A 22,144-nucleotide genomic window follows, 5' to 3' on the forward strand; every position below is an offset into this window, starting at 1 on the left:
ACGGTGGAACCTGTTTGTGGAGCTGGCTTGTGTGGGAGCTGGCTTGCCTGCGATGCAGGCACCTCGGTCCATCAGACATACCGCGGTGATGCTATCGCAGGCAAGCCAGCTCCCACAGAAGCCAGCTTTCACACAAGCCAGCTTTTCACAGTTTTACTTTTCAGCCGCGTTCGCCAACCAGCCACTGCAGTTGCACTTCATGCTGGCCACGATCATCAGTCACAAAAATGGTGCCTTCACTGATCATCACGTCCCACTTGATCACGCGCGGCATGTCCTTGGCCAGGGTCTCGAGGACTTCCTGCGGCACGGCGGCGATGTGGACGTTCTTGAGGTTATTGGCCACCGGCACCACCTTGCCTTCCCATACACGCAGGCTGCCATAGGCCAGCAGGCTGGTGCGCTCGGTGCGGCGCGAGCACCAGGTCAAGCGGTCGGCGTCGGGCTGGCCGACTTCAATCCAGTGCAGCACCCGATCATCCAGGCTTTTTTCCCACAGGGCCGGCTCGTCTACATCTGACAGGCCACGCCCGAACGCCAACTGCTCGTTGTACCAAAGGGCGTAGGCCAGCAGCCGCACGGTCATGCGTTCTTCGGTTTCCGAAGGGTGGCGGGCGATGGTCTGTTTGACGCTCTCGTACACCGAACGGTCGAGGTCGGTGAGGTTGAGTTCGAATTTGTAGGTCGTGGACGGCTGGGCCATGAACGGGCTTCTAAAGACAGGGAAAGGTCGCCAGTCTAACCGATGGGGCAGCCATTGAACGAATACTGCGCTGCATCATGCTTATCCCTGGGCCGCTCGCCTATGTTAAAAGGCATGACACCACCGCCCCTGCTTGCTAAGGATCCTCATGTCGTTTAATGCCAAACCGCTCGCCGGCCTGAAAGTCATCGAACTGGGCACCCTGATCGCCGGCCCGTTTGCCTCACGCATTTGCGCCGAATTCGGTGCCGAAGTGGTCAAGGTTGAATCCCCCGATGGCGGCGACCCGCTGCGCAAGTGGCGCAAGCTGTACGAAGGCACGTCGCTGTGGTGGTTTGTGCAGGCGCGCAATAAAAAGTCGCTGACCCTGAACCTCAAACACCCGGATGGCCTGGCGATTCTTAAACAGCTGCTGGCGGACGCCGACATCCTGATCGAAAACTTTCGCCCCGGTGTGCTGGAAAAACTCGGCTTGAGCTGGGAAACCCTGCACGCGCTGAACCCCAAGCTGGTGATGGTGCGCCTCTCCGGTTTCGGCCAGACCGGGCCGATGAAAGACCAGCCGGGCTTTGGCGCAGTGGGCGAGTCCATGGGCGGTTTGCGCTATATCACCGGGTTCGAAGACCGCCCGCCGGTGCGCACCGGAATTTCCATCGGCGATTCCATTGCGGCCCTGTGGGCAGTGATCGGCGCGCTGATGGCGCTGCGACACCGCGAGGTCAACGGCGGGCTCGGCCAAGTGGTGGATGTGGCGCTGTACGAGGCTATCTTCGCGATGATGGAAAGCATGATCCCGGAGTTCGATGTGTTCGGGTTTATCCGCGAGCGCACCGGCAACATCATGCCCGGCATCACGCCTTCTTCGATTCATACCAGTGCCGACGGCAAGCATGTGCAGATCGGCGCCAATGGCGATGCGATCTTCAAGCGTTTCATGAGCGCCATCGGCCGCGACGACCTGGCCAATGACCCGGCACTGGCCAGCAATGACGGGCGTGACAGCCGCCGTGACGAGCTTTACGGGGTGATTGATCGCTGGGTCAACTCGCTGCCGCTGGAGCAAGTGGTTGAGCAACTGAACAAGGCCGAAGTGCCCGCCAGCCGTATCTACAGTGCCGAAGACATGCTCGGCGACCCGCAGTTTCTGGCCCGGGAAATGTTCCTCAAGGCGCAATTGCCAGGTGGCAAGGACTTCAAAATGCCCGGCATCGTGCCCAAGCTCTCCGAGACGCCAGGCAGTTGCGAATGGGTTGGGCCGCAGTTGGGTGAGCACAACAGCACGGTGCTCAATGAGCTGGGTTACGACGCCGCCGCCATTACCCGTTTGCGTGAGGATGGCGCGATCTGATGGTTCGCCCGTACATCCGTTTGCTGCTTGTAGGCACGTTGCTCGGCTGCCCGCTCTCGGCGCAGGCCGAGGACACGCTGACCTGGCTGCTGCGCGACCTGCCGCCAATGACCATCTTCGAAGGCCCGCAAAAAAACCAGGGCGCACTCGACCAACTGTTGCCGATGCTCAGGGAGCACCTGCCGGAGTATCGTCATCAAGTGATGCACGTCAACCGCGCGCGCGGCATTCAAATGTTGCGTGCTCAATCCCTGACCTGTGACCCATCGCTGCTGTGGACGCCGGAGCGCGCCCAGTACGTGGTGTTTTCCGCCCAGGCATTCGTGACGGTCAGCAATGGGGTGACGATTCAGCGCAGTCAACAGGCGGCCATGGCGCCCTATATCGTCGCGGGTCAGTTTGACCTGCAAGCCTTTCTCAAAGCCCACAAGGCGCGTATCGGCGCCACTGCCGAACGCAGCTACGGCCCAGCCGTCGATGAACAGCTAAAGCACGCTGACCCGCACACCCTGGCCCTGCATTATGGCAATGACGCCCTGGGCAGCCTGTTGCAGATGCAGCGTCTTGGGCGGCTGGAGGCCGTGCTGGGCTACCCGCCGGAAATCCGCTATCACGCCCAGCAACAGGGGATCGCGGCCGAGGACCTGCTGTTCTTTCCCATCAAGGATTCAGCGCCTTACCAGCGTACGCATATCGGCTGCTCCAACACGCCGCAAGGTCGCCAGGCCATACAGCGAATCGATCAGGCGTTGGGTGAGATCCCACTGGAGCAAGTGCAACAGTCCTACGCTTCGTGGTTAGACCCAGCAATGCGTGAACAGTATTTGTTGGATAACCCGAGTTTTTTCTTGAACTCCCCCGAGCCTTGAGCCTGTGCTGGGTAAATCCCAGGCAAAAAGAAACCCCGAAGAGTGGGGAGACACTTCGGGGTTAAACGTGGCCTACAAAGACCAGTACAACAAGCCACAAACACCGGAGCACAATGTTTGCTCTTGTTGTTAAAAAATCTGACCGGGCATGGCGTAGGAAGTTTCGCCAATTAAACAATTCTTCATGCGATCGCGCTGCCGCGAGTCTGTGCGGCGTTGCGCAAGGCGGCAATCACCGAGGGTTCCAGGCGCCCTTCGGCGATTTTAAGGTCGCGCAGCAGGCAATCGACCACATCCACCAGCACGCGCTTATCCGTCAATTGCGCCCGATCGACTTCCCGCTCGACGACAATGGCGCCAGCCGGATTCTTCACGGTCACCAGGCACTCGCCCTGCACACCCGAGGTGGTCAACGTAACCTGATAAGGGCTCAGTGCTTCTTCGAGCAATAGGCTGATACTTTCCATCTCGATCACCACTCAATCATTCGAATAAAGTTCGAAAAACAAAAATGTCACTAAGATGCTGACATTCAAGTGACCCGTGCCCGCAGCAGAAAGTTCGACCTTTTGTTTCGTCGCCTGCCCGAGTCAATCGAGCATGCACGGCAAAGATGACAGAGAGAAAACAACCACCCACAGGCTGGAACCCCAGGATGCCCCTCGGCGCCTGCCTTGAAAGCCGCGTCTGGAGCTGTGCCGACGACCGCCCGATTTTCCGGATGGGCTGGCGCGTGACGAGCGGGCGCACCCTCGATTGCCAGAATGAAAAAGCCCGTCACGAAGACGGGCTTGATCTGCTGCGCAGCAACCGGTGGGTCAGAGTGGCTTGCCGCGATTGCCATGCTGGCTGACAAACGCCTGCACGGCTTTCAGGTCATTGGCCAGCACGGTACAGCGCTCTTCGCGCTCGAACAGGTCAGCCAGGTGCTGAGGCAGTTCCAGCGCCTTGCCAACACCGGCCTTCTCCACCGCTTCCGGGAATTTGACCGGGTGGGCAGTGCCCAGAATCACCATCGGGATGTCCAGGCTGCGACGGCATTCGCGTGCGGCCTTCACACCGATGGCAGTGTGCGGGTCGAGCAGCTCGCCGGTCTGCGCGTAGACCTCGGCGATGGTTTCGCAGGTTTGCGCATCGTCCACGGCCAGGGAGTCGAACAGCTTGCGGGTTTCGGTCCAGCGCTCTTCGTCAACGCTGAAACCGCCACCGCTTTTGAAGGTGTCCATCAAGCCGGCAATCGCCGAACCGTTGCGACCGTGCATGTCGAACAGCAGGCGTTCGAAGTTCGACGAAACCATGATGTCCATCGACGGCGACAGCGTGGCGTGCAGGGTTTCCTTGACGTACTGGTTGCCGCTCATGAAGCGGTGCAGGATGTCGTTGCGGTTGGTGGCGACGATCAACTGATTGATCGGCAAGCCCATGTTGCGCGCCAGGTAACCGGCGAAGATATCGCCAAAATTGCCGGTCGGCACCGAGAACGACACCGAACGCGCCGGGCCGCCCAACTGCAGGGAGGCGTGGAAGTAGTAGACGATCTGGGCCATGATCCGCGCCCAGTTGATCGAGTTCACCGCAACCAGTCGCGTACCTTTGAGGAAGCTCTGGTCAGCGAAGCTGTTCTTGACCATTTCCTGGCAGTCATCGAAGTTGCCTTCGATGGCGATGTTGTGGATGTTCTCGCCAAAGATGGTGGTCATCTGGCGGCGCTGCACTTCCGACACACGCTTGTGCGGGTGCAGGATGAAGATGTCGACGTTTTCGCAGTGCTTGCAACCTTCGATGGCCGCCGAGCCGGTATCACCGGAGGTGGCACCGATGATCACCACACGCTCGCCGCGTTTTTCCAGCACGTAGTCGAGCAGGCGACCCAGCAGTTGCAGGGCGAAGTCCTTGAAGGCCAGGGTCGGGCCGTGAAACAGCTCCAATACCCATTCGTTGCCATTCAGCTGGCGCAGTGGCGCGATGGCGTTGTGGGAAAACACGCCATAGGTTTCTTCCAGAATCTTTTTAAAATCGGCATCCGGAATGCTGCCGGTAACGAACGGGCGCATCACCCGGAACGCCAGTTCGTGGTACGGCAGGCCGGCCCACGAAGCGATTTCTTCCTGAGTGAAACGTGGCAGGTTTTCCGGCACGTACAGGCCGCCGTCAGTGGCAAGGCCGGCAAGCAAAACGTCTTCGAAGTTCAGGGCCGGTGCCTGGCCGCGGGTGCTGATATAACGCATGACTGGCTCCTCTAGAGCATTCTGAACAAGGGCCGCCGAACCTGTGGGGCCCTTGCCGCTAAACGATTAGTTCAGGTGTTCAACACGGATGCGCACCACCGGCCCAACCACGCCCTGCAACGCTTCAAGCGCGGCAATGGCATCGTTGATGTGCTGCTCGAGCACGCGGTGGGTCAGCAGGATCATCGGCACCAGGCCGTCTTGTTCCTCGACTTCTTTCTGCATGATCGACTCGATGTTGATGCCGCGCTCCGAGAGGATGCTGGCCACCTGGGCCAACACGCCTGGATGGTCTTTGGCCTGAATGCGCAGGTAGTAGGCGCTTTCGCAGGCTTCGATCGGCAGGATCGGGTGGGCCGACAGCGAATCCGGCTGGAAGGCCAGGTGCGGCACGCGGTTTTCCGGGTCGCTGGTCATGGCACGAACCACGTCCACCAGGTCGGCGATCACCGACGAAGCAGTCGGCTCCATGCCGGCGCCGGCGCCGTAGAACAAGGTGGAACCGGCGGCGTCACCGTTGACCATCACGGCGTTCATCACGCCATTGACGTTGGCGATCAGGCGGTCGGCCGGGATCAGCGTCGGGTGCACACGCAACTCGATACCAGCCGGGGTGCTGCGCGCCACACCGAGGTGCTTGATGCGGTAGCCCAGGGCTTCGGCGTAGTTCACATCGGCGGTGGTCAGCTTGGTGATGCCTTCGGTGTAGGCCTTGTCGAACTGCAGCGGAATACCAAAGGCGATGGACGCCAAAATGGTCAGCTTGTGCGCTGCGTCGATGCCTTCCACGTCGAAGGTCGGGTCGGCTTCGGCGTAACCCAGGGCTTGGGCTTCGGCCAGCACGTCTTCGAAGGTGCGGCCCTTCTCGCGCATTTCGGTGAGGATGAAGTTGCCGGTGCCGTTGATGATACCGGCCACCCAGTTGATACGGTTGGCGGACAGGCCTTCACGGATCGCCTTGATCACCGGGATGCCACCGGCCACGGCGGCTTCGAACGCAACGATCACGCCCTTCTCGCGCGCCTTGGCAAAAATCTCGTTGCCGTGCACGGCGATCAACGCCTTGTTGGCGGTGACTACGTGCTTGCCATTCTCGATGGCCAGCAGTACCAGGTCACGGGCCACGGTGTAGCCGCCGACCAGCTCGATGACGATATCGATTTCAGGGTTGGTGGCCACGGCGAAGACATCGTTGGTAATCGCAATACCGGTCGTTTGGAACTGAGGCTTTGGCGTACGCGTGGCAATTTGCGCCACTTCAATCCCACGCCCTGCACGGCGGGAAATTTCTTCAGCATTACGCTGAAGTACGTTGAAGGTGCCGCCACCGACGGTCCCTAACCCACAGATGCCTACTTTGACCGGTTTCACTGAAGAACTCCCCATGAAACGGCCGACGCTAGGTCGGCCGTGGAAAACAGCCGCACAACTGCGGCTTTCAATTTGATGGCCCGTCGAACGGTCGGCGGGCCATGATCGTCAAAGGTTCGACGATGCTGGTTTACTTGGCACTGAGCGCCAGTTTGGCAACTTGTGGCGCCGGCTGGTAGCCCGGAATCACTTGGCCGTCAGCCAAAACGATGGCCGGTGTACCGTTCACGCCGATCGACTGGCCGAGGGCGAACTGCTTGGAAACCGGGTTGGCACATTTGGCTGCCTTGATGTCCTTGCCATCGACCATTTTGTCCATGGCCGATTTCTTGTCGGCCGAACACCATACGGCTTGCAGCTGCTCGTCACCCGGCGAACCCAGGCCCTGGCGCGGGAACGCGACGTAGCGCACTTCGATACCGGCCTTGTTCAGCGCAGGCACTTCGGCGTGCAGCTTGTGGCAGTACGGGCACGTGGTGTCGGTGAACACGGTAATGTGGGTCTTGGTCTCGCCAATGGCCGGGTAAACCACGGTTTCAGCCACCGGAATGCCATTGATCAGCTTGGACACGCCCAGGCGCTCGGCTTTCTCGGTCAGGTTGACCGGCTTGCCGTCTTTAAGCTGGAACAGGTAGCCCTGAACGATGTACTGGCCATCGGCGCTGGCGTACAGCACACGGCTGCCCTTGAGCTTGACTTCATACAGGCCGGCCATGGGGCTGGCGCTGATGCTTTCGATCGGGGTGTCGAGCTGAAGGTTGGCCAGGCTCTTGCGAATGGTTTGCTCGGCGGCGTCATCGGCGACAACAAAGGTGGAAACCAACGCAATCGCTGCGGCGGCAATAATCTGGGTCAAGCGCATGGGAACTCCTGAAGGCAGATGCAGGGACGGCTGTGGAACACCGCTTGGAAACGCGGGCAGTGGCCGTCCCCTTTGCTAACCGGCAAAGCCTACCACAGTTGGACCGAGGGGCAGGCTTCAACGGGCAAATTGGGGGTTTTCCGAGATAATTTTATCCGCGCGGGTGGTGCTTGGCGTGCATTTCCTGCAAGCGTGCGCGTGCCACGTGGGTGTAGATCTGGGTGGTGGATAAGTCGCTGTGCCCCAGCAGCATTTGCACCACGCGCAAATCTGCGCCGTGGTTGAGCAAATGCGTGGCGAATGCATGGCGCAAGGTATGCGGCGACAGCGCCTTGCCGATCCCGGCGACCTTGGCCTGGTGCTTGATACGGTGCCAGAAGGTCTGGCGGGTCATCTGCTCGCCGCGCAGGCTGGGGAACAGCACATCACTGGGCCGCCCACCGAGCAGCTCATTGCGGGCGTCACGCATATAGCGCTCCACCCACACAATCGCCTCCTCGCCCATCGGCACCAGTCGTTCCTTGCTGCCCTTGCCCATCACGCGCAGCACGCCCTGGCGCAGGTTGACTTGCTCCAGGGTCAGGCTGATCAGCTCGGTCACGCGCAGGCCGCAGGCATACAAGACTTCCAGCATGGCGCGGTCGCGCTGGCCGATGGCTTCGCTCAGATCGGGCGCGGCGAGCAAGGCGTCCACGTCAGCTTCCGACAAGGATTTAGGCAATGGCCTACCGAGCTGGGGCATATCGATTTGCAGGGTCGGGTCGACGGAAATCAGCTTTTCGCGCAGCAAATAACGATAAAACCCACGCACGCCCGAAAGAAATCGCGCCGTGGAACGCGGCTTGTAGTTCTGTTCCAGGCGCCAGGCCAGGTGATCGAGGATCAACTCACGGCCGGCATTGATCAGTTCGAGGTGTTTTTCCTGCAACCAGCCATTGAACAGGGCCAGGTCGCTGCGGTAGGCCTGGCGGGTGTTGTCCGACAGGCCTTTTTCCAGCCACAGGGCGTCGAGGAAGCGGTCGATCAGAGGGTGGTCGATGGCGGGCATAGAGGCTCAAACTAATTACTGGAGTGTTTGTTAGATCCTATCGCAGGCAAGCCAGCTCCCACATGGGTTTTGTGTGTTGCCTGATAGCCTGATCAACAGCGATCAAATGGGGGAGCTGCCTGCGATAGCGGTCTCGGTTCAGTCCACAAACCCGGGCAGCACCGGCACTGGGCGCTTGTCCGCATCAATCGCGACAAAACTGAACACGCCCTGGATCGCCTTTTCACGGCCATCGGCACTCATGCTCTCGACGAACACTTCAACCTCGACCTTAAGGCTGGTGTTGCCCACTTTGATGACGCGGCCGATCAGCTCGACGATGGAGCCGGCGGGGATCGCATGGTTGAAGTCGATACGGTCGGTGGACACGGTCACCAGTGGCAAGCGGCAAAAGCGCGTGGCGGTGATGAACGACACTTCATCCATCCACGCCAGCGCAGTGCCGCCGAACAGCGTGTTGTGGTGGTTGGTGGTCGGCGGGAACACGGCTTTGGTCACGTGGGTCACGGACAGCTCAGTGCGTCGCTGGATTTCTTCGAGGCGGGTGGTCATGGGCAAATACCGGCAAATAGACAAATTTCAGGCACAAAAAAGCAGCCCGTAGGCTGCTTTTTTCTGCATCGGGAAGCTGGACTTAAGCCAGTTTTTCCTTGATGCGAGCTGCTTTACCGGACAGGTCACGCAGGTAGTACAGCTTGGCTTTACGCACGTCACCGCGACGCTTAACGGCCATGCTGTCGATTTGCGGGCTGTAGGTCTGGAAAGTACGCTCTACGCCAACACCGTTGGAGATTTTACGAACAGTGAAAGCACTGTTCACACCACGGTTACGCTTGGCGATTACCACGCCTTCGAACGCTTGCAGACGCGAACGGTCGCCTTCCTTCACTTTCACCTGAACGACAATAGTGTCGCCCGGGGCAAAGGTAGGGATCTCTTTGGTCATCTGCTCTGCTTCGAGTGCAAGGATGATTTTGTTAGTCATGCTGTGCTCCTAAGGTAAGTCAATGGACCTACCATCGATACGTTGTTAACTATCGTCCCGCGCGAGGATGTATTCCTCGAGCAGCTTCTTCTCTTCTCCAGAAAGCGAGCGGCTTTCCAGAAGATCGGCGCGTCGTTCATAGGTCCGACCAAGGGACTGCTGTAAACGCCAACGCCGGATGTGTGCGTGATTGCCACTTAGCAATACGTCGGGAACACGCTGATCCGCATACACCTCCGGTCGGGTGTAGTGCGGGCAATCCAGCAAACCATCCGTGAAGGAATCTTCCTCCGCGGAGTCCGCATGCCCTAAAGCTCCAGGCAGCAGTCGTGTAACCGCATCTATCAGGACCATCGCCGGCAGCTCGCCGCCAGACAGGACATAGTCCCCAATCGACCACTCTTCATCGACATGCGCTTCAATAAAACGCTCGTCAATGCCTTCATAGCGACCGGCAATCAGGATTAAGGCCTCCTCATTTGCCAGTTCGCGCACGCCAGCCTGTTTCAGCTGACGGCCTTGAGGGGACAGGTAAATTACCTTCGCCTTCTCCCCGGCGGCTGCCTTGGCCTCGACCAACGCATCTTCCAGGGGCTTGATCTTCATCACCATGCCCGGGCCACCGCCAAATGGGCGATCGTCCACAGTGTGATGTCGATCCGTCGTGTAGTCTCGCGGGTTCCAACAGGTAAGCTGCAACAGCCCCTGTTTCACCGCCCGACTGGTGATGCCGTACTCGCTGATGGCGGAGAACATCTCGGGAAACAAACTGATCACTTCAATGCGCAAATTAGCCACGCTTAGAAGTCCGCGTCCCATTCCACCTTCATCTCGCCCGCGGCCAGGTCGACAGCCAACACGCATTGCCCGGTATACGGCAACAGGCGTTCGCGATCATCCAGGCTGCCAGCGCAAGGCTTGACCACCATTACATCATTGGCGCCGGTTTCCAGAAGATGATCGATTTTCCCGAGCAATTGCCCCAGTTGATCAATAACCTTCAGACCTTCCAGCTGGTACCAGTAGTACTCGCCGTCGGTCAATTCAGGGAACAGGTTGCGCGGCACGCAGATCTCATAACCGGCCAGAAGACGAGCTTCTTCACGGTCATCAAGACCCTTGAGCTTTGCGACCAGGAACTTATCGCTCCCGCGTCCACTGACCAGCTCGACCTGTTTCACACTACCTTCGCGCTTGAGCGTCCAGGTTTTGTACTGCAACAGGTTTTCAGTCGGATCAGTAAAGGAATACACCTTCACTTCGCCGCGAACGCCATGAACAGAGTAAATCTTGCCGATAACGATCAAATCATCAGCAACAGCTGGCGTCGCGTTCATATTGCTCAGGCTGCGGCCTTAGCCGAGTCCTTCAACAGTTTTGCAACGCGCTCGGATGGCTGTGCGCCAACGCTCAGCCAGTAGGCTACGCGCTCTTGGTTCACGGACAGACGAACTTCTTGACCACGAGCAACAGGGTTGAAGAAACCAACCTGTTCCTTGTGCGAACCGTCGCGCGGGTTGCGGCTGTCGGTTACGGTCAAGTGGTAAAACGGGCGCTTTTTGGAGCCGCCAAGGGCAAGACGGATTGTTAGCATGTGAACATCGTTCCTGTAGTCGGTGCTGCAAATCTAAATGCACAGCGGGCATAGGTGCCCGAAAGGCCGCATATTCTAAGGAATATCCGGACTTTTGCAAATGTCTTTTTCTGGCGCCTATCAGCGTGCCACTCAGATCTGCTATAGAGCCGTCGGTTAAAACGGCGAGTCAGCTCCCGCTAACCGCGGGTTTGCTGGAGATCCCACGTCCCTGTGGGTCGGAGCGCAAGCAGACTTGCGCTCGAATTCTTTACATTTTCGGCATGCCGCCGCCGGGCAACATACCGCCCATGCCGCGCATCATCTTGGCCATTCCGCCTTTGGCGGAGAATTTCTTCATCATCTTCTGCATCTGCTTGTGCTGCTTGATCAAGCGACCGATGTCCTGCACCTGGGTGCCGGAGCCCATGGCGATCCGGCGTTTGCGCGAACCACTGATCAGCTCAGGGTCGCGGCGCTCAGCCGGGGTCATGGAGTTGATGATGGCTTCCATCTGCTTGAACTGCTTCTCTGCCGCGCCCTGGGCGTTGCCCATTTGCGCCAGGTTCACACCGCCGATGTTCGGCAGCTTGTCCATCAGGCCGCCAAGGCCGCCCATGTTCTTCATCTGTTGCAGCTGGTCACGGAAGTCTTCGAGGTCGAAGCCCTTGCCCTTCTTCAGCTTCTTGGCCAGCTTGTCAGCCTTGTCCTTGTCGAGCGTGGCTTCGGCCTGCTCGATCAGGCTGAGCACATCGCCCATGCCGAGAATGCGTGAGGCGATACGCTCAGGGTGGAACGGCTCGAGCGCTTCGCTCTTCTCGCCCATACCAATGAACTTGATCGGCTTGCCGGTGATGGCGCGTACCGACAGCGCGGCACCGCCACGGGCGTCGCCGTCGACCTTGGTCAGGATCACGCCGGTCAGCGGCAGTGCGTCGCCGAAAGCCTTGGCGGTGTTGGCCGCATCCTGGCCGGTCATGGCGTCGACCACGAACAGCGTTTCGACCGGGTTGATCGCGGCATGCAGCGCCTTGATCTCGCCCATCATCTCTTCGTCGATGTGCAGGCGACCAGCGGTATCGACGATAACCACGTCGATGAACTTCAGCTTGGCTTCTTTAATAGCCGCGTTGGCAATGTCGACCGGCTTCTGGCTCAGGTCAGACGGGAAGAAGGTCACCCCCACTTCGCCTGCGAGCATTTCCAGCTGTTTGATCGCGGCCGGACGATAGACGTCAGCCGATACCACCATCACCGACTTCTTCTTGCGCTCTTTAAGGAAGCGCGCCAGTTTGCCGGCGGTGGTGGTTTTACCCGCGCCCTGCAGACCGGCCATCAGCACGACGGCCGGTGGCACGGCGCTGAGGTTCAAATCTTCGTTGGCTGCGCCCATCAGGCTTTCGAGTTCGGCCTGGACGATCTTCACAAAAGCCTGGCCCGGCGTCAGGCTGCGGGACACTTCGGTGCCCACAGCGCGCTCTTTGACCGAGTTGACGAAGTCCTTGACCACAGGCAAGGCCACGTCGGCTTCCAGCAACGCCATGCGCACTTCACGCAGGGTGTCTTTAATATTGTCCTCGGTCAGCTTGGCCTTGCCGGTGACATGGCGCAGCGTCTGCGAGAGACGGTCAGTCAAGTTTTCAAACATGCGCGATCCTTTCAGGCCCTATTCATCGAAATGCATTGGTGACCGAGGTAATGGCGGCCCAGGCTGTGGTAAATCGCTGTTAAAAACAGCGCTCAGCACGCCTGTGGCGTGGGCAGATCGCGGATTATAGCGAAGACTGCGCCGCTGCACACGCGCTGTCTGGCCCGGGAGTCTTTCGTGCAGCGCAGGTGTGTGCCAAACTCAGCGCCTTTCGGGCTTGTCTATCAGGATTTATGGTCCCCTTGTCACCCAGTTTGCTACCCAGCCTCGCCGCCGCCCTTTTATATGCCGCTGCGACTCTCTATCAGGGCACTCGTCTGGCCCAAGGCGCTAAAGCGGACAAACGTCTGCTGGCAGGCCTGGGCGTCGTTGCCCTGCTGGCCCATGCCGCGAGCCTGTTCACCCACCTGATGACGCCGGTCGGCCTGGGCCTGGACTTTTTCAGTGCCGCCAGCCTGATCGCCGCTGCCGTCATCGCGCTGACGCTGCTGGCCTGCTACCGCATCCCGGTCGAAAACCTGCTGGTGCTGCTATTCCCGCTGGGAATGCTCACTGTGCTGCTGGCGCAATTCACGCCCACCGGCACCGTGCAGGTCATCGACGAAGAACCAGGCATCCTTGCGCACATCCTGCTGTCGATCCTGGCCTACGGCATGTTCACCATCGCGGTGTTCCAGGCATTGCTCGTGCTGCTGCAGGATCACCAGCTTAAAAACAAGCACCCGTCCGGGCTGATCAAGAACTTCCCGCCGCTGCAAACCATGGAAAGCCTGCTGTTTGGGTTCCTCTGGGCCGGCTGGACGCTGCTGTCGCTGTCGCTGATCTCCGGCTGGCTGTTCGTCGAGAACCTGTTCGCCCAGCACCTGGTGCACAAAACCCTGCTGGCGTGCCTGGCGTGGGTGGTGTTCAGCGTGCTGTTGTGGGGGCGTAACCGTCTCGGCTGGCGCGGGCACAAGGCGATCCGCTGGACCCTGGCCGGTTTCTGCCTGCTGATGCTGGCCTACTTCGGCAGCAAGCTGGTTCGCGAATACATCCTGCATATTTGACGGGCAGTAATAATGGACAACTTGCCCCTTGGGCCGATGCTCGCGGTAATCGCCCTGCTGATCTTATGGGCGGCGCTGTTTACCGCCATCGAAGCCGCACAACAACACCTGCTGGCCATACGCCCCGGCACACGCCAAGGGGACAAGGCAGCCGCCCGCCTGAACTTCCCACGTAACAGCCTGATCCTGTGCAACAGCCTGTGTCGCGCGGCCGTGGTGATCCTGTGCACGCTGCTGGCAATTTATGCCTGGGCGCAAAACGGCCCGTGGCTCGGCTGGCTGATCTCCTGCGCCATCCTGCTGATACTCGCCGACTACCTGCCCCGCGCCCTGGCCGTTCGTCACCCCCAAGCCGTGCTGGGTTTCGGTAACACGCTGCTGGGCGTGCCGCTGAAAATCCTTTATCCACTGGCCTGGCTGCTCAATGGCATCAGCCTGCTGTTGTTGCGCCCCTTCGCGCGCAAATCCGGCGTGGTGAAAAAGAGCGACGAACCGTTGCCCGAGCATGACGACGAACCGGAGCCCGAGGCCAACGACAATCGCACACCCGGCCTGCCCGGCATTCACGCCCTGGACAACATCACGGTCAATGACATCCTGGTGCCGCGCAGTGAAGTGGATGGCATCAACCTGGATGACTCGGTCGAAGAAATCATCGAGCAACTGCGCACGTCCCAGCGCACGCGCCTGCCGGTGTTTCACAGCGACATCAACCAGGTGCAAGCGGTGCTCAACACTCGTCAGATCCAGCACCTGCTGCCCGACGCCAGCCTGACCAAAGAAGCCTTGCTCGCCGCCTGCCACGAACCCTACTTCGTGCCGGAAAGCACGCCGCTGCAATTGCAGTTGCTGAACTTCCATAAACAGCAACGACGCCTGGGCATGGTGGTGGACGAATACGGCGAAGTGCTGGGCATCGTTACCCTGGAAGATATCCTCGAAGAAATCGTCGGCGAATTTGAAAGCGACCAGGCGGTGGATAACCCGCACATCGAAGCCCAACCTGATGGCCGCTACATCATAGACGGCGCCGCCTCGATCCGTGAACTGAACAAAAGCCTGGGCTGGCACTTGCCCAGCGACGGCCCCAAGACCCTCAACGGCCTGGTCACCGAGGCGCTGGAGACTATTCCGGACTGCGCGGTGTGCCTGAAAATCGGCCGCTACCGCCTGGAAATCCTCGAAACCGAAGACAACCGCGTGAGCAAGGTGCTGATCTGGCATACCAGCCGCGTGCCGGTGGCTGCATAACTTCTCCTGACACCACTCGATCCAATGTGGGAGCTGGCTTGCCAGCTCCCACAAAAGCCAATCCCCACACAAGCCAGCTCCCACATTTAGATTATTTGCCTGCCAACGCCCCCTTGTTGGATCCGCAAACCCCTTCCTATAATCGGCTCGGCTTACCCAAGCCCCGCCCGACCGCGTGCTATCCGCACTCAGCGCGTCCAGGCAGCGCCTTACCTGTCTGACCGGTGTTTGCTCCCATCCCGAGCCGCCCCGCTTACAACCCTGATCCATGGGTGTTCGACCAATAAAAATCCGCGTAAAAACGCGCAATGACCGTCAGGGATACCTCAATGAGCACCACCTATAACGAGGCCGCCACCGCCGCCCCGCTCAACTCGACCGCACGGGTCGCCACGGCGAGCATCGTCGGCACCGCCATCGAGTTCTACGACTTCTATATCTACGCCACCGCTGCCGCACTGGTGATTGGCCCGGTGTTCTTCCCGCAGACCTCCGGCACCGCGCAGATGCTGGCGTCGTTCCTGACCTTCGGTATCGCCTTTATCGCCCGCCCGCTGGGTTCGGCGCTGTTCGGCCACTTTGGCGACCGCATCGGGCGCAAATCCACGCTGGTGGCCTCGCTGCTGTTGATGGGCGTGTGCACCACGCTGATCGGTTTGCTGCCGGGTTATGACAGCATCGGGGCCTGGGCGCCGATCCTGTTGTGTGTGCTGCGCTTCGGCCAGGGCCTGGGCCTTGGCGGCGAATGGGGCGGCGCGGCGTTGCTGGCCACCGAGAATGCGCCCAAAGGCAAGCGCGCCTGGTTTGGCATGTTCCCGCAACTGGGCCCTTCGATTGGCTTTTTGGCGGCCAACGGCCTGTTCCTGATCCTGGCCATGAGCCTCAACGACGAGCAGTTCCGCAGTTGGGGCTGGCGTATCCCGTTCATCCTCAGCGCAGCGCTGGTGATGGTCGGCCTGTATGCGCGGCTCAAGCTGCACGAAACCCCGGTATTCGCCAATGCCGTGGCCAAAGAGGCGCCGGTGAAAGTGCCGCTGGTAGAGCTGTTCAGCCAGCATTGGCTGCCGGTACTGCTGGGCGCCGCATCGATGGTGGTGTGCTATGCGCTGTTTTACATCACCACCGCGTTTTCCCTGAGCTACGGGGTTTCGACCCTGGGCTACAGCCGTGAGATGTTCCTCGGTTTGCTGTGCTTTGCGGTGCTGTTCATGGGGTTGGCCACGCCGCTGGCAGCCTTGGCCAGCGACCGCTACGGGCGCAAGCCGGTGCTGATCGTCGGCGCGGTGCTGGCGATTTTGTCGGGTTTCACCATGGAGCCGCTGCTGACCCACGGTTCAACCTGGGCGGTGGCGTTGTTCCTGGCGCTGGAACTGTTCCTGATGGGCATCACGTTTGCCCCGATGGGCGCCATGCTGCCGGAGCTGTTTCCGACCCGCGTGCGTTATACCGGCGCTTCGGCGGCGTATAACCTCGGTGGGATTGTCGGCGCGTCGGCCGCACCGTTTTTCGCAACCAAGCTGGTGGCGATGGGTGGGCTGAGTTATGTCGGCGGGTATGTGTCGGCGGCGGCGTTGCTCAGCTTGATTGCTGTGCTGTGCCTGAAAGAGACGCGGGATAATGATTTGAACAAGGTAACCTGAAGCCGATCGTTCCCACGCAGAGCGTGGGAACGATCGGGTTGGGTTTACAGCTCTACAACAACAGCCTTGGAAGCTCGGGTCGCTTTAGCTCGGGCAGCCTCGATCGACTCATCCCGTGCCAACGCCACGCCCATGCGGCGCTGGCCATTCACTTCCGGCTTGCCAAACAAACGCAGCGCCGTGTCCGGCTCGCTCAAGGCCGCACCGAGGTTGGCGAATGCCGTCTGAGTCGACTGCCCTTCCACCAGAATCACCGCCGAAGCCGAAGGCCCGAACTGGCGGATCAACGGAATCGGCAGGCCCAGGATGGCGCGCGCGTGCAGCGCGAACTGCGACAGGTCCTGGGAAATCAGGGTCACCAAACCGGTGTCATGGGGGCGCGGCGAGACTTCGCTGAACCACACCTGATCGCCCTTGATGAACAACTCCACGCCGAACAGGCCACGGCCACCCAACGCCTCGGTCACGGCTTTGGCAACACGCTCGGATTCAGCCAGGGCAATCGGGCTCATGGCTTGCGGCTGCCAGGATTCCTGATAGTCGCCCTTCTCCTGACGGTGGCCCACTGGCGCACAGAACGTGGTGCCGCCGATGTGGCGCACGGTCAGCAGGGTGATTTCGTAGTCGAAGTCGATAAAGCCTTCGATGATCACGCGGCCTTTGCCGGCACGCCCGCCTTCCTGGGCGTAATCCCAGGCTTTTTGCACATCGTCGGTGCTGCGCAGCAGGCTTTGGCCCTTGCCCGACGAACTCATCACCGGCTTGACCACACACGGGAAGCCCAGGTCTTGCACGGCCTTGCTGTAGTCTTCGAAGGTATCGGCGAAGTGGTACGGCGAGGTCGGCAGGTCCAGTTCTTCGGCGGCCAGGCGGCGAATGCCTTCGCGGTTCATGGTCAGCGAGGTGGCGCGCGCGGTCGGGATCACGGTGAAGCCTTCGGCTTCCAGTTCCACCAGCGTTGCAGTGGCGATGGCTTCGATTTCCGGCACGATGAAGTGCGGCTTTTCGGCCTCGATCACGGCACGCAGGGCGGCGCCGTCGAGCATGTTGATCACGTGGCTGCGGTGCGCCACCTGCATGGCCGGTGCGTTGGCGTAGCGATCCACGGCAATCACTTCAACGCCCAGGCGTTGCAGTTCGATTACCACTTCCTTGCCCAGCTCACCGCAGCCACACAGCAAAACGCGGGTCGCGGTTGGCGACAATGGAGTTCCGATTCGGGTCATCTCAGGTCCTCAGGGGAGCGGATCATGGGGAGAAAGGCCGGCATTTTACATGAACTGTAAAAATTGGCCTCAGTTGGCGACAGCCCGTTTGCGCATGCGCCAGGCCATGATCAGCCACACCACCGTGACCCCGGCAAATTTCGACACCAGCGCGGTGCCGGCCACTGCCGGTGTGAGCGCGCCGATCAGGCCGAAGAAGATAAAGGTATCAAGGGGAATGCTCAGCGCCGAACTTATCCACAGGCGGTCGTGCAGCGGGCGCTTGGTGATGCTGAACACCAGCCAGTCGATGCACTCGGACACCGCAAACGCCGTGGCGCTGGCCAGGGCGATGGACGGGTCGGAGGTGATGTACGACAGCACCAGCGCCGCCAGCATGGCGATGATCGCGCCATGGCCGAAGCGGGTTTGCACCATGTCGCGCAGGATAAACACCAGGCCACCCCAGGCGGACCAGATGACATCCAGGTGCGGAGCGGTGGAGAAAGCGAAGTTGATCAGCACGACGCTGCTGATGTAGGCGATCAGGAAGAGCATGGGGCGAGGACCTGTGGGCAAGGGGCACAGGGTACTTCACATTTGGAAATATGTCGTCTGGGAGGGCCTCTTCGCGAGCAAGCCCGCTCCCACATTTTGACCGCATTCCTACAGGCTATACGCGGTCAAATGTGGGAGCGGGCTTGCTCGCGAAAGCGGTCTGTCAGGCGCCAGATTTGCCCGGAACCATCCACACCAACCCACTCGCCATCGCCCGCTCATGGCACAACCCCAGCACCCCCCGGCGCTCGGCATTGTCCATGCGGCTCCAGCGCGTAATTTCATCCACCGTACGCTGGCAGCCGGTACAAATGTCGTCATCGTCCAGCGCACAAATGCTCACGCACGGCGAGGCGACGGGGCGTTCAACCGGGTTCATTCTTCCTGCTCAGCCAGGTCACGCGCATAGCGCTGCGCGTTATGCACATAGTGCGCGGCGCTGGCTTCGAGCATGCGCTTCTGCGCCTCGGTCAGCTCACGTACCACCTTGCCCGGCGAGCCCATCACCAGCGAGCCATCGGGGATTTCCTTACCTTCGCCAATCAGCGAGTTGGCGCCGATGATGCAATGTTTGCCGATCCTGGCGCCATTGAGGATCACCGCGTTGATGCCGATCAGGCTGTAGTCGTCGACGGTGCAGCCGTGCAGCATGGCGTTATGGCCGATGGTCACGCCGGTGCCCAGGGTCAGCGGGTAGCCCATGTCGGTGTGCATCACGCTGCCGTCTTGCACATTGCTGTTCTTGCCGATCAGGATCAGTTCGTTATCGCCACGCAATACCGCGTTGAACCAGACGTTGGCGCCCTCTTCCAGCTTGACCTTGCCGACCAGCGTGGCATTCGGCGCCACCCAGCTGTGCGGGTGCGTCTCGACGCGGGCGTCGCCCAGGCGGTATTTCATGGTGTGTCCTCACGGCTGGCCATTCAAACGATGGCTTAGATATTGATAAAGCTTTTAGGCGGCTGGTGCAGGCTGATCTGGGCGTCGTCATAGAGCAGGTTGATCAGCTCGACAATCATGATCGCCGTCAGACCCCAGATCTTGTATTCACCAAACCGATAACTGGGCACATACCAACTGCGACCCTGGTAATCGATGCGATGCGTGTGTTCGCGCGGGTCCTGGCGGAAAAACTCCAGCGGCACGCTGAACACGGCGGCGATCTCGGCATCGTTGGCCAGGTATTCGACGTAATCGGGGATCACACCGACGTAGGGCGTAACCCGAATACCGTGCAGGGAAATCAACGGGCTTAACGGGCCGATCACTTCCACCAGACCGGGCGGCAGGCCGATTTCTTCTTCGGCTTCGCGCAACGCAGTAAAAATCAGGTCCGGGTCTTCGGGGTCACGTCGCCCGCCGGGAAACGCCACTTCGCCACCGTGGGTCGACAGGCCGCTGGCGCGCAGGGTCAGGATCAGTTCGGGTTCGTCGCTGCGGGTAATCGGCACCAACACCGCGGCCTCGGGGAAACGCCCATCGGTTTCCAACGTGTGGGGGGTGTGATTGCTTACCCGGCGAAGTAGCTCGTCCAGCATGAGTCATCTCGATCTGTTGGCTACCATGCATCATGCACCAAAGCAGGCGGGCGCCCAACCCCAAAACCACTGGCGTGTCGCTAAACGACAACTTGCAGGGCCCTGCCCACCGAGCCAAGATAGGCGCACTTTCCAGGAACCCCAGCATGAATTTCTGCAGCCAGTGCGGTAAACCGGTTACCCAACGCATTCCCGAAGGCGACGGCCGCCTGCGCTACGTGTGTGATCACTGCTCGACCATTCATTACCAGAACCCCAATATCGTTGCCGGCACCGTGCCGGTGTGGGGCGACAAAGTGCTGCTGTGCCGTCGCGCCATCGAACCGCGCCTGGGTTACTGGACCCTGCCCGCAGGCTTTATGGAAAACGGCGAAACCGTGGAGCAGGCCGCCGCCCGCGAAACCCTGGAAGAAGCCTGCGCCCGCGTGCGCAACCTGAGCATCTATACCCTGATCGATGTGCCGCACATCAGCCAGGTGCATATCTTCTACCGCGCCGAGCTGGTTGACCTGGACTTCGCCGCAGGCCCTGAAAGCCTTGAAGTGAAGCTGTTCGAGGAAGCCGACATCCCTTGGTCCGAGCTGGCTTTCCGCACGGTCGGGCGTACCTTAGAATGCTTCTTCGCTGACCGCAGGCAACAGCTGTTCCCGGTGCGCAGCGAGTCGGTGCCGCCGATGACGCGGCCAGCCAAATAACTCCAGGCAGCACCTTCTACAAGGGAAACCGTTTTAATGCGTTGGTTGCTCGCTCTGATCTGCCTGTCGTTCGCCAGCCTGTCTTGCGCCTCCACGGTGGAAACCCTCGGCGGCAAACCGGTCGAGAAAATCCTGGTGCTCAAGTCCGCCCATCAGTTGCAACTGATCAATGACGGCAAACCGCTCAAGACCTACCGCATCTCGCTCGGCAAAAACCCCAAGGGCACCAAATTGATGGAAGGCGACCGTCGCACGCCAGAGGGTTTCTACTGGATCGACTGGCGCAAGACCAGCGACCGCTTCAACCTGGCCATGCACATCTCCTACCCCAATATCAGCGACTCGGCCCGCGCGCGCCGCGAGGGCGTGAAACCGGGCAGCATGATCATGATCCACGGCACCCCCGACACCGAGGAATACCCGGAACAGTGGTTCCACACCCTGGACTGGACCGACGGTTGCATCGGCATGCGCAACGTGGACATGCGCGAAGTCTGGAACCTGGTCAAAGACGGCACCCTGATCGAGATTCGGCCGTAATCACCTACCGCTCGTAAAATAAGTCAAAAATAATTCAAAAAAAATCCTGCTCACGGCAGCGCCTGCCGGTGAATACCAGTTCACTGCGCGGGCTGCGCAATTCTGCGCGCACTCAAGACCTCTCTAATACCACTTGATACCAGGCACCCTTAATGTGCGCTGAAACAGGCTGCTGCACTGTTTTCGCTGCATTGACATGGTATTTAAGTGGTATTAATTTTCGGCCAATACCGGGCGACAACACTCCAATAACGCATCGGAAACCTGACAGATGAATCCCATACTGGCGCTGCGCCCCGACGACAAACAGTCCACGCCGCTGTACCTGCAATTGGCCCGCAAACTGGAAGCGGCGATCCATGCCGGCGAGTGGAAATCCGAACAGGCCTTGCCGTCGGAACGGGTCCTTAGTGAGCAACTGAATATTTCCCGCGTCACCGCGCGCAAAGCCCTGGAAGTGCTGTTTGCCCAAGGCTTGATTCGCCGCAGCCAGGGTTCCGGGACCTTTATCACCCCGCGTCTGGAGCAACCGCTGTCGCGCCTGTCGGGGTTCAGCGAGATGTTGCGGCTCAAGGGCTTTGGGCCCACGTCCCAGTGGCTGGAGCGCGACATCACCCCGCCGACCCACGAAGAACTGATCCGCCTGGGCCTGTCGCCGACCGACAAAGTGGCGCGGCTCAAACGCCTGCGTAAGGCTGACGACACCGTGATGGCAATTGAAATGACCGCGATGCCCGCCTCCGTGCTGCCAAACCCGCAAGCCATCGGCAATTCGCTGTACGAATACCTGGAAAGCATCGGCAAACCGGTGGTGCGCGCACTGCAACATATCCAGGCGATCAATGCCTGCGATGAATTCGCCAAGCTGGTCGGCATTGCACCGGGCACCGCCATGCTGCTGATGACCCGGGTCGGCTTCACCGCCGACAACACGCCGATTGAAATCACCGACACCTACTGCCGCAACGACTACTACGACTTCGTCGCAGAGCTGCGCCGCAATGACTACTCCGCTGAACCGCGAGTTTAGAGAACT

25 protein-coding genes are annotated in these 22,144 nt (G+C 60.1%); 8 read left to right on the plus strand and 17 right to left on the minus strand.

The features are described 5' to 3' along the window. Positions 1–160: 160 nt before the first annotated feature. On the minus strand, positions 161–703 hold the full coding sequence (locus tag ASE80_RS09520) for a YaeQ family protein (RefSeq protein WP_003193952.1): 543 nt from the start codon (positions 701–703) through the stop codon (positions 161–163). A gap of 148 nt (positions 704–851) precedes the next feature. Here ASE80_RS09520 and ASE80_RS09525 point away from each other — a divergent pair, with 148 nt between their 5' ends. Both ASE80_RS09525 and ASE80_RS09530 read left to right on the plus strand, forming a co-directional pair. After that, a complete protein-coding gene (locus ASE80_RS09525; protein ID WP_056858688.1) occupies positions 852–2,051 on the plus strand; it encodes a CaiB/BaiF CoA transferase family protein in 1,200 nt (399 codons plus the stop codon). Then, positions 2,051–2,920: a TIGR02285 family protein gene (locus ASE80_RS09530; RefSeq protein ID WP_056858689.1), complete on the plus strand. Its 870-nt coding sequence runs from the start codon at positions 2,051–2,053 to the stop codon at positions 2,918–2,920. The genes ASE80_RS09525 and ASE80_RS09530 overlap by 1 nt, the downstream gene beginning before the upstream one ends. Positions 2,921–3,102: 182 nt before the next feature. On the opposite strand, the gene ASE80_RS09535 is transcribed toward ASE80_RS09530, so the two are convergent. From ASE80_RS09535 to ffh, 11 genes are all read right to left on the minus strand, one after another. Then, a complete protein-coding gene (locus ASE80_RS09535; RefSeq protein WP_056858744.1) occupies positions 3,103–3,387 on the minus strand; it encodes a DUF3509 domain-containing protein in 285 nt (94 codons plus the stop codon). A 351-nt stretch (positions 3,388–3,738) separates the two neighbouring features. Then, positions 3,739–5,148: a threonine synthase gene (gene thrC / locus ASE80_RS09540; protein ID WP_056858690.1), complete on the minus strand. Its 1,410-nt coding sequence runs from the start codon at positions 5,146–5,148 to the stop codon at positions 3,739–3,741. Positions 5,149–5,214: 66 nt separating this feature from the next. Beyond that, positions 5,215–6,519, minus strand: coding sequence for a homoserine dehydrogenase (locus ASE80_RS09545; RefSeq protein ID WP_056858691.1), 1,305 nt, complete (start codon positions 6,517–6,519; stop codon positions 5,215–5,217). Between the two features lie 130 nt (positions 6,520–6,649). Next, positions 6,650–7,381, minus strand: a complete 732-nt coding sequence (locus ASE80_RS09550) for a thioredoxin fold domain-containing protein (RefSeq protein ID WP_056858692.1) — start codon at positions 7,379–7,381, stop codon at positions 6,650–6,652. 151 nt (positions 7,382–7,532) lie between these two features. Further along, a complete protein-coding gene (xerD, locus tag ASE80_RS09555) occupies positions 7,533–8,429 on the minus strand; it encodes a site-specific tyrosine recombinase XerD (RefSeq protein ID WP_056858693.1) in 897 nt (298 codons plus the stop codon). Positions 8,430–8,567: 138 nt separating this feature from the next. Continuing rightward, complete coding sequence (locus ASE80_RS09560; RefSeq protein ID WP_056858694.1) at positions 8,568–8,981, minus strand: acyl-CoA thioesterase; 414 nt, start codon at positions 8,979–8,981, stop codon at positions 8,568–8,570. 82 nt (positions 8,982–9,063) lie between these two features. Next, on the minus strand, positions 9,064–9,414 hold the full coding sequence (rplS, locus tag ASE80_RS09565; protein ID WP_003175895.1) for a 50S ribosomal protein L19: 351 nt from the start codon (positions 9,412–9,414) through the stop codon (positions 9,064–9,066). Between the two features lie 45 nt (positions 9,415–9,459). Next, positions 9,460–10,233 carry a tRNA (guanosine(37)-N1)-methyltransferase TrmD gene (gene trmD, locus ASE80_RS09570; RefSeq protein WP_170875847.1) on the minus strand — a complete coding sequence of 258 codons (774 nt, stop codon included), beginning with the start codon at positions 10,231–10,233 and terminating at the stop codon, positions 9,460–9,462. After that, entirely contained in the window at positions 10,215–10,751 is a 537-nt protein-coding gene (gene rimM, locus ASE80_RS09575; protein WP_056858695.1) for a ribosome maturation factor RimM, read from the minus strand. The genes trmD and rimM overlap by 19 nt, the downstream gene beginning before the upstream one ends. Before the next feature lie 5 nt (positions 10,752–10,756). Next, positions 10,757–11,008, minus strand: coding sequence for a 30S ribosomal protein S16 (gene rpsP / locus ASE80_RS09580; RefSeq protein ID WP_003175899.1), 252 nt, complete (start codon positions 11,006–11,008; stop codon positions 10,757–10,759). Between the two features lie 250 nt (positions 11,009–11,258). Then, entirely contained in the window at positions 11,259–12,635 is a 1,377-nt protein-coding gene (ffh, locus tag ASE80_RS09585; RefSeq protein WP_003193965.1) for a signal recognition particle protein, read from the minus strand. A 233-nt stretch (positions 12,636–12,868) separates the two neighbouring features. On the opposite strand from ffh, the gene ASE80_RS09590 reads away from it, so the two are divergent. From ASE80_RS09590 to ASE80_RS09600, 3 genes are all read left to right on the plus strand, one after another. Further along, positions 12,869–13,681: a cytochrome C assembly family protein gene (locus ASE80_RS09590; RefSeq protein ID WP_056858696.1), complete on the plus strand. Its 813-nt coding sequence runs from the start codon at positions 12,869–12,871 to the stop codon at positions 13,679–13,681. Between the two features lie 12 nt (positions 13,682–13,693). Next, complete coding sequence (locus ASE80_RS09595) at positions 13,694–14,932, plus strand: transporter associated domain-containing protein (RefSeq protein WP_056858697.1); 1,239 nt, start codon at positions 13,694–13,696, stop codon at positions 14,930–14,932. Between the two features lie 329 nt (positions 14,933–15,261). Further along, the gene (locus ASE80_RS09600) at positions 15,262–16,572 is read left to right on the plus strand and encodes an MFS transporter (RefSeq protein WP_056858698.1); all 1,311 of its coding nucleotides are present in this window, start codon (positions 15,262–15,264) and stop codon (positions 16,570–16,572) included. 44 nt (positions 16,573–16,616) lie between these two features. Here the strand turns inward: ASE80_RS09600 and purT are convergent, their stop codons facing one another. The 5 genes from purT to ASE80_RS09625 all read right to left on the minus strand — a co-directional run bounded on the left by purT (position 16,617) and on the right by ASE80_RS09625 (position 19,873). Continuing rightward, on the minus strand, positions 16,617–17,798 hold the full coding sequence (gene purT, locus ASE80_RS09605; protein ID WP_014719785.1) for a formate-dependent phosphoribosylglycinamide formyltransferase: 1,182 nt from the start codon (positions 17,796–17,798) through the stop codon (positions 16,617–16,619). 69 nt (positions 17,799–17,867) lie between these two features. After that, positions 17,868–18,335, minus strand: coding sequence for a VUT family protein (locus ASE80_RS09610; protein WP_056858699.1), 468 nt, complete (start codon positions 18,333–18,335; stop codon positions 17,868–17,870). A gap of 163 nt (positions 18,336–18,498) precedes the next feature. Then, complete coding sequence (locus ASE80_RS09615) at positions 18,499–18,714, minus strand: DUF1289 domain-containing protein (protein WP_056858700.1); 216 nt, start codon at positions 18,712–18,714, stop codon at positions 18,499–18,501. Further along, positions 18,711–19,235, minus strand: a complete 525-nt coding sequence (locus tag ASE80_RS09620) for a gamma carbonic anhydrase family protein (protein ID WP_056858701.1) — start codon at positions 19,233–19,235, stop codon at positions 18,711–18,713. Before ASE80_RS09620 ends, ASE80_RS09615 begins: the two co-directional genes overlap by 4 nt. Positions 19,236–19,270: 35 nt before the next feature. Continuing rightward, a complete protein-coding gene (locus tag ASE80_RS09625) occupies positions 19,271–19,873 on the minus strand; it encodes a CoA pyrophosphatase (RefSeq protein WP_056858702.1) in 603 nt (200 codons plus the stop codon). Between the two features lie 146 nt (positions 19,874–20,019). Here ASE80_RS09625 and ASE80_RS09630 point away from each other — a divergent pair, with 146 nt between their 5' ends. The 3 genes from ASE80_RS09630 to ASE80_RS09640 all read left to right on the plus strand — a co-directional run bounded on the left by ASE80_RS09630 (position 20,020) and on the right by ASE80_RS09640 (position 22,138). Further along, positions 20,020–20,568, plus strand: coding sequence for an NUDIX hydrolase (locus tag ASE80_RS09630; RefSeq protein ID WP_056858703.1), 549 nt, complete (start codon positions 20,020–20,022; stop codon positions 20,566–20,568). Positions 20,569–20,604: 36 nt separating this feature from the next. Further along, positions 20,605–21,108, plus strand: a complete 504-nt coding sequence (locus ASE80_RS09635; RefSeq protein WP_056858704.1) for a L,D-transpeptidase family protein — start codon at positions 20,605–20,607, stop codon at positions 21,106–21,108. A 271-nt stretch (positions 21,109–21,379) separates the two neighbouring features. Then, the gene (locus ASE80_RS09640) at positions 21,380–22,138 is read left to right on the plus strand and encodes a GntR family transcriptional regulator (RefSeq protein WP_056858705.1); all 759 of its coding nucleotides are present in this window, start codon (positions 21,380–21,382) and stop codon (positions 22,136–22,138) included. Positions 22,139–22,144 lie beyond the last annotated feature (6 nt).

The organism is Pseudomonas sp. Leaf15, from assembly GCF_001421425.1.
GTDB classification, from domain to species: Bacteria; Pseudomonadota; Gammaproteobacteria; order Pseudomonadales; family Pseudomonadaceae; genus Aquipseudomonas; species Aquipseudomonas salomonii.

Bases quoted from the DNA above. Each gene is read 5' to 3' on its own strand.
- ASE80_RS09520 (WP_003193952.1), bottom strand. From the start codon at position 703: ATGGCCCAGCCGTCCACGACCTACAAATTCGAACTCAACCTCACCGAC.
- ASE80_RS09595 (WP_056858697.1), top strand. From the start codon at position 13,694: ATGGACAACTTGCCCCTTGGGCCGATGCTCGCGGTAATCGCCCTGCTG.
- ASE80_RS09635 (WP_056858704.1), top strand. From the start codon at position 20,605: ATGCGTTGGTTGCTCGCTCTGATCTGCCTGTCGTTCGCCAGCCTGTCT.
- ASE80_RS09615 (WP_056858700.1), bottom strand. From the start codon at position 18,714: ATGAACCCGGTTGAACGCCCCGTCGCCTCGCCGTGCGTGAGCATTTGT.
- ASE80_RS09535 (WP_056858744.1), bottom strand. From the start codon at position 3,387: ATGGAAAGTATCAGCCTATTGCTCGAAGAAGCACTGAGCCCTTATCAG.
- rplS (WP_003175895.1), bottom strand. From the start codon at position 9,414: ATGACTAACAAAATCATCCTTGCACTCGAAGCAGAGCAGATGACCAAA.
- thrC (WP_056858690.1), bottom strand. From the start codon at position 5,148: ATGCGTTATATCAGCACCCGCGGCCAGGCACCGGCCCTGAACTTCGAA.
- rimM (WP_056858695.1), bottom strand. From the start codon at position 10,751: ATGAACGCGACGCCAGCTGTTGCTGATGATTTGATCGTTATCGGCAAG.
- ASE80_RS09550 (WP_056858692.1), bottom strand. From the start codon at position 7,381: ATGCGCTTGACCCAGATTATTGCCGCCGCAGCGATTGCGTTGGTTTCC.
- xerD (WP_056858693.1), bottom strand. From the start codon at position 8,429: ATGCCCGCCATCGACCACCCTCTGATCGACCGCTTCCTCGACGCCCTG.
- purT (WP_014719785.1), bottom strand. From the start codon at position 17,798: ATGACCCGAATCGGAACTCCATTGTCGCCAACCGCGACCCGCGTTTTG.
- ffh (WP_003193965.1), bottom strand. From the start codon at position 12,635: ATGTTTGAAAACTTGACTGACCGTCTCTCGCAGACGCTGCGCCATGTC.
- ASE80_RS09600 (WP_056858698.1), top strand. From the start codon at position 15,262: ATGAGCACCACCTATAACGAGGCCGCCACCGCCGCCCCGCTCAACTCG.
- ASE80_RS09590 (WP_056858696.1), top strand. From the start codon at position 12,869: ATGGTCCCCTTGTCACCCAGTTTGCTACCCAGCCTCGCCGCCGCCCTT.
- trmD (WP_170875847.1), bottom strand. From the start codon at position 10,233: ATGGGACGCGGACTTCTAAGCGTGGCTAATTTGCGCATTGAAGTGATC.
- ASE80_RS09630 (WP_056858703.1), top strand. From the start codon at position 20,020: ATGAATTTCTGCAGCCAGTGCGGTAAACCGGTTACCCAACGCATTCCC.
- ASE80_RS09640 (WP_056858705.1), top strand. From the start codon at position 21,380: ATGAATCCCATACTGGCGCTGCGCCCCGACGACAAACAGTCCACGCCG.
- ASE80_RS09610 (WP_056858699.1), bottom strand. From the start codon at position 18,335: ATGCTCTTCCTGATCGCCTACATCAGCAGCGTCGTGCTGATCAACTTC.
- ASE80_RS09620 (WP_056858701.1), bottom strand. From the start codon at position 19,235: ATGAAATACCGCCTGGGCGACGCCCGCGTCGAGACGCACCCGCACAGC.
- rpsP (WP_003175899.1), bottom strand. From the start codon at position 11,008: ATGCTAACAATCCGTCTTGCCCTTGGCGGCTCCAAAAAGCGCCCGTTT.
- ASE80_RS09560 (WP_056858694.1), bottom strand. From the start codon at position 8,981: ATGACCACCCGCCTCGAAGAAATCCAGCGACGCACTGAGCTGTCCGTG.
- ASE80_RS09625 (WP_056858702.1), bottom strand. From the start codon at position 19,873: ATGCTGGACGAGCTACTTCGCCGGGTAAGCAATCACACCCCCCACACG.
- ASE80_RS09525 (WP_056858688.1), top strand. From the start codon at position 852: ATGTCGTTTAATGCCAAACCGCTCGCCGGCCTGAAAGTCATCGAACTG.
- ASE80_RS09530 (WP_056858689.1), top strand. From the start codon at position 2,051: ATGGTTCGCCCGTACATCCGTTTGCTGCTTGTAGGCACGTTGCTCGGC.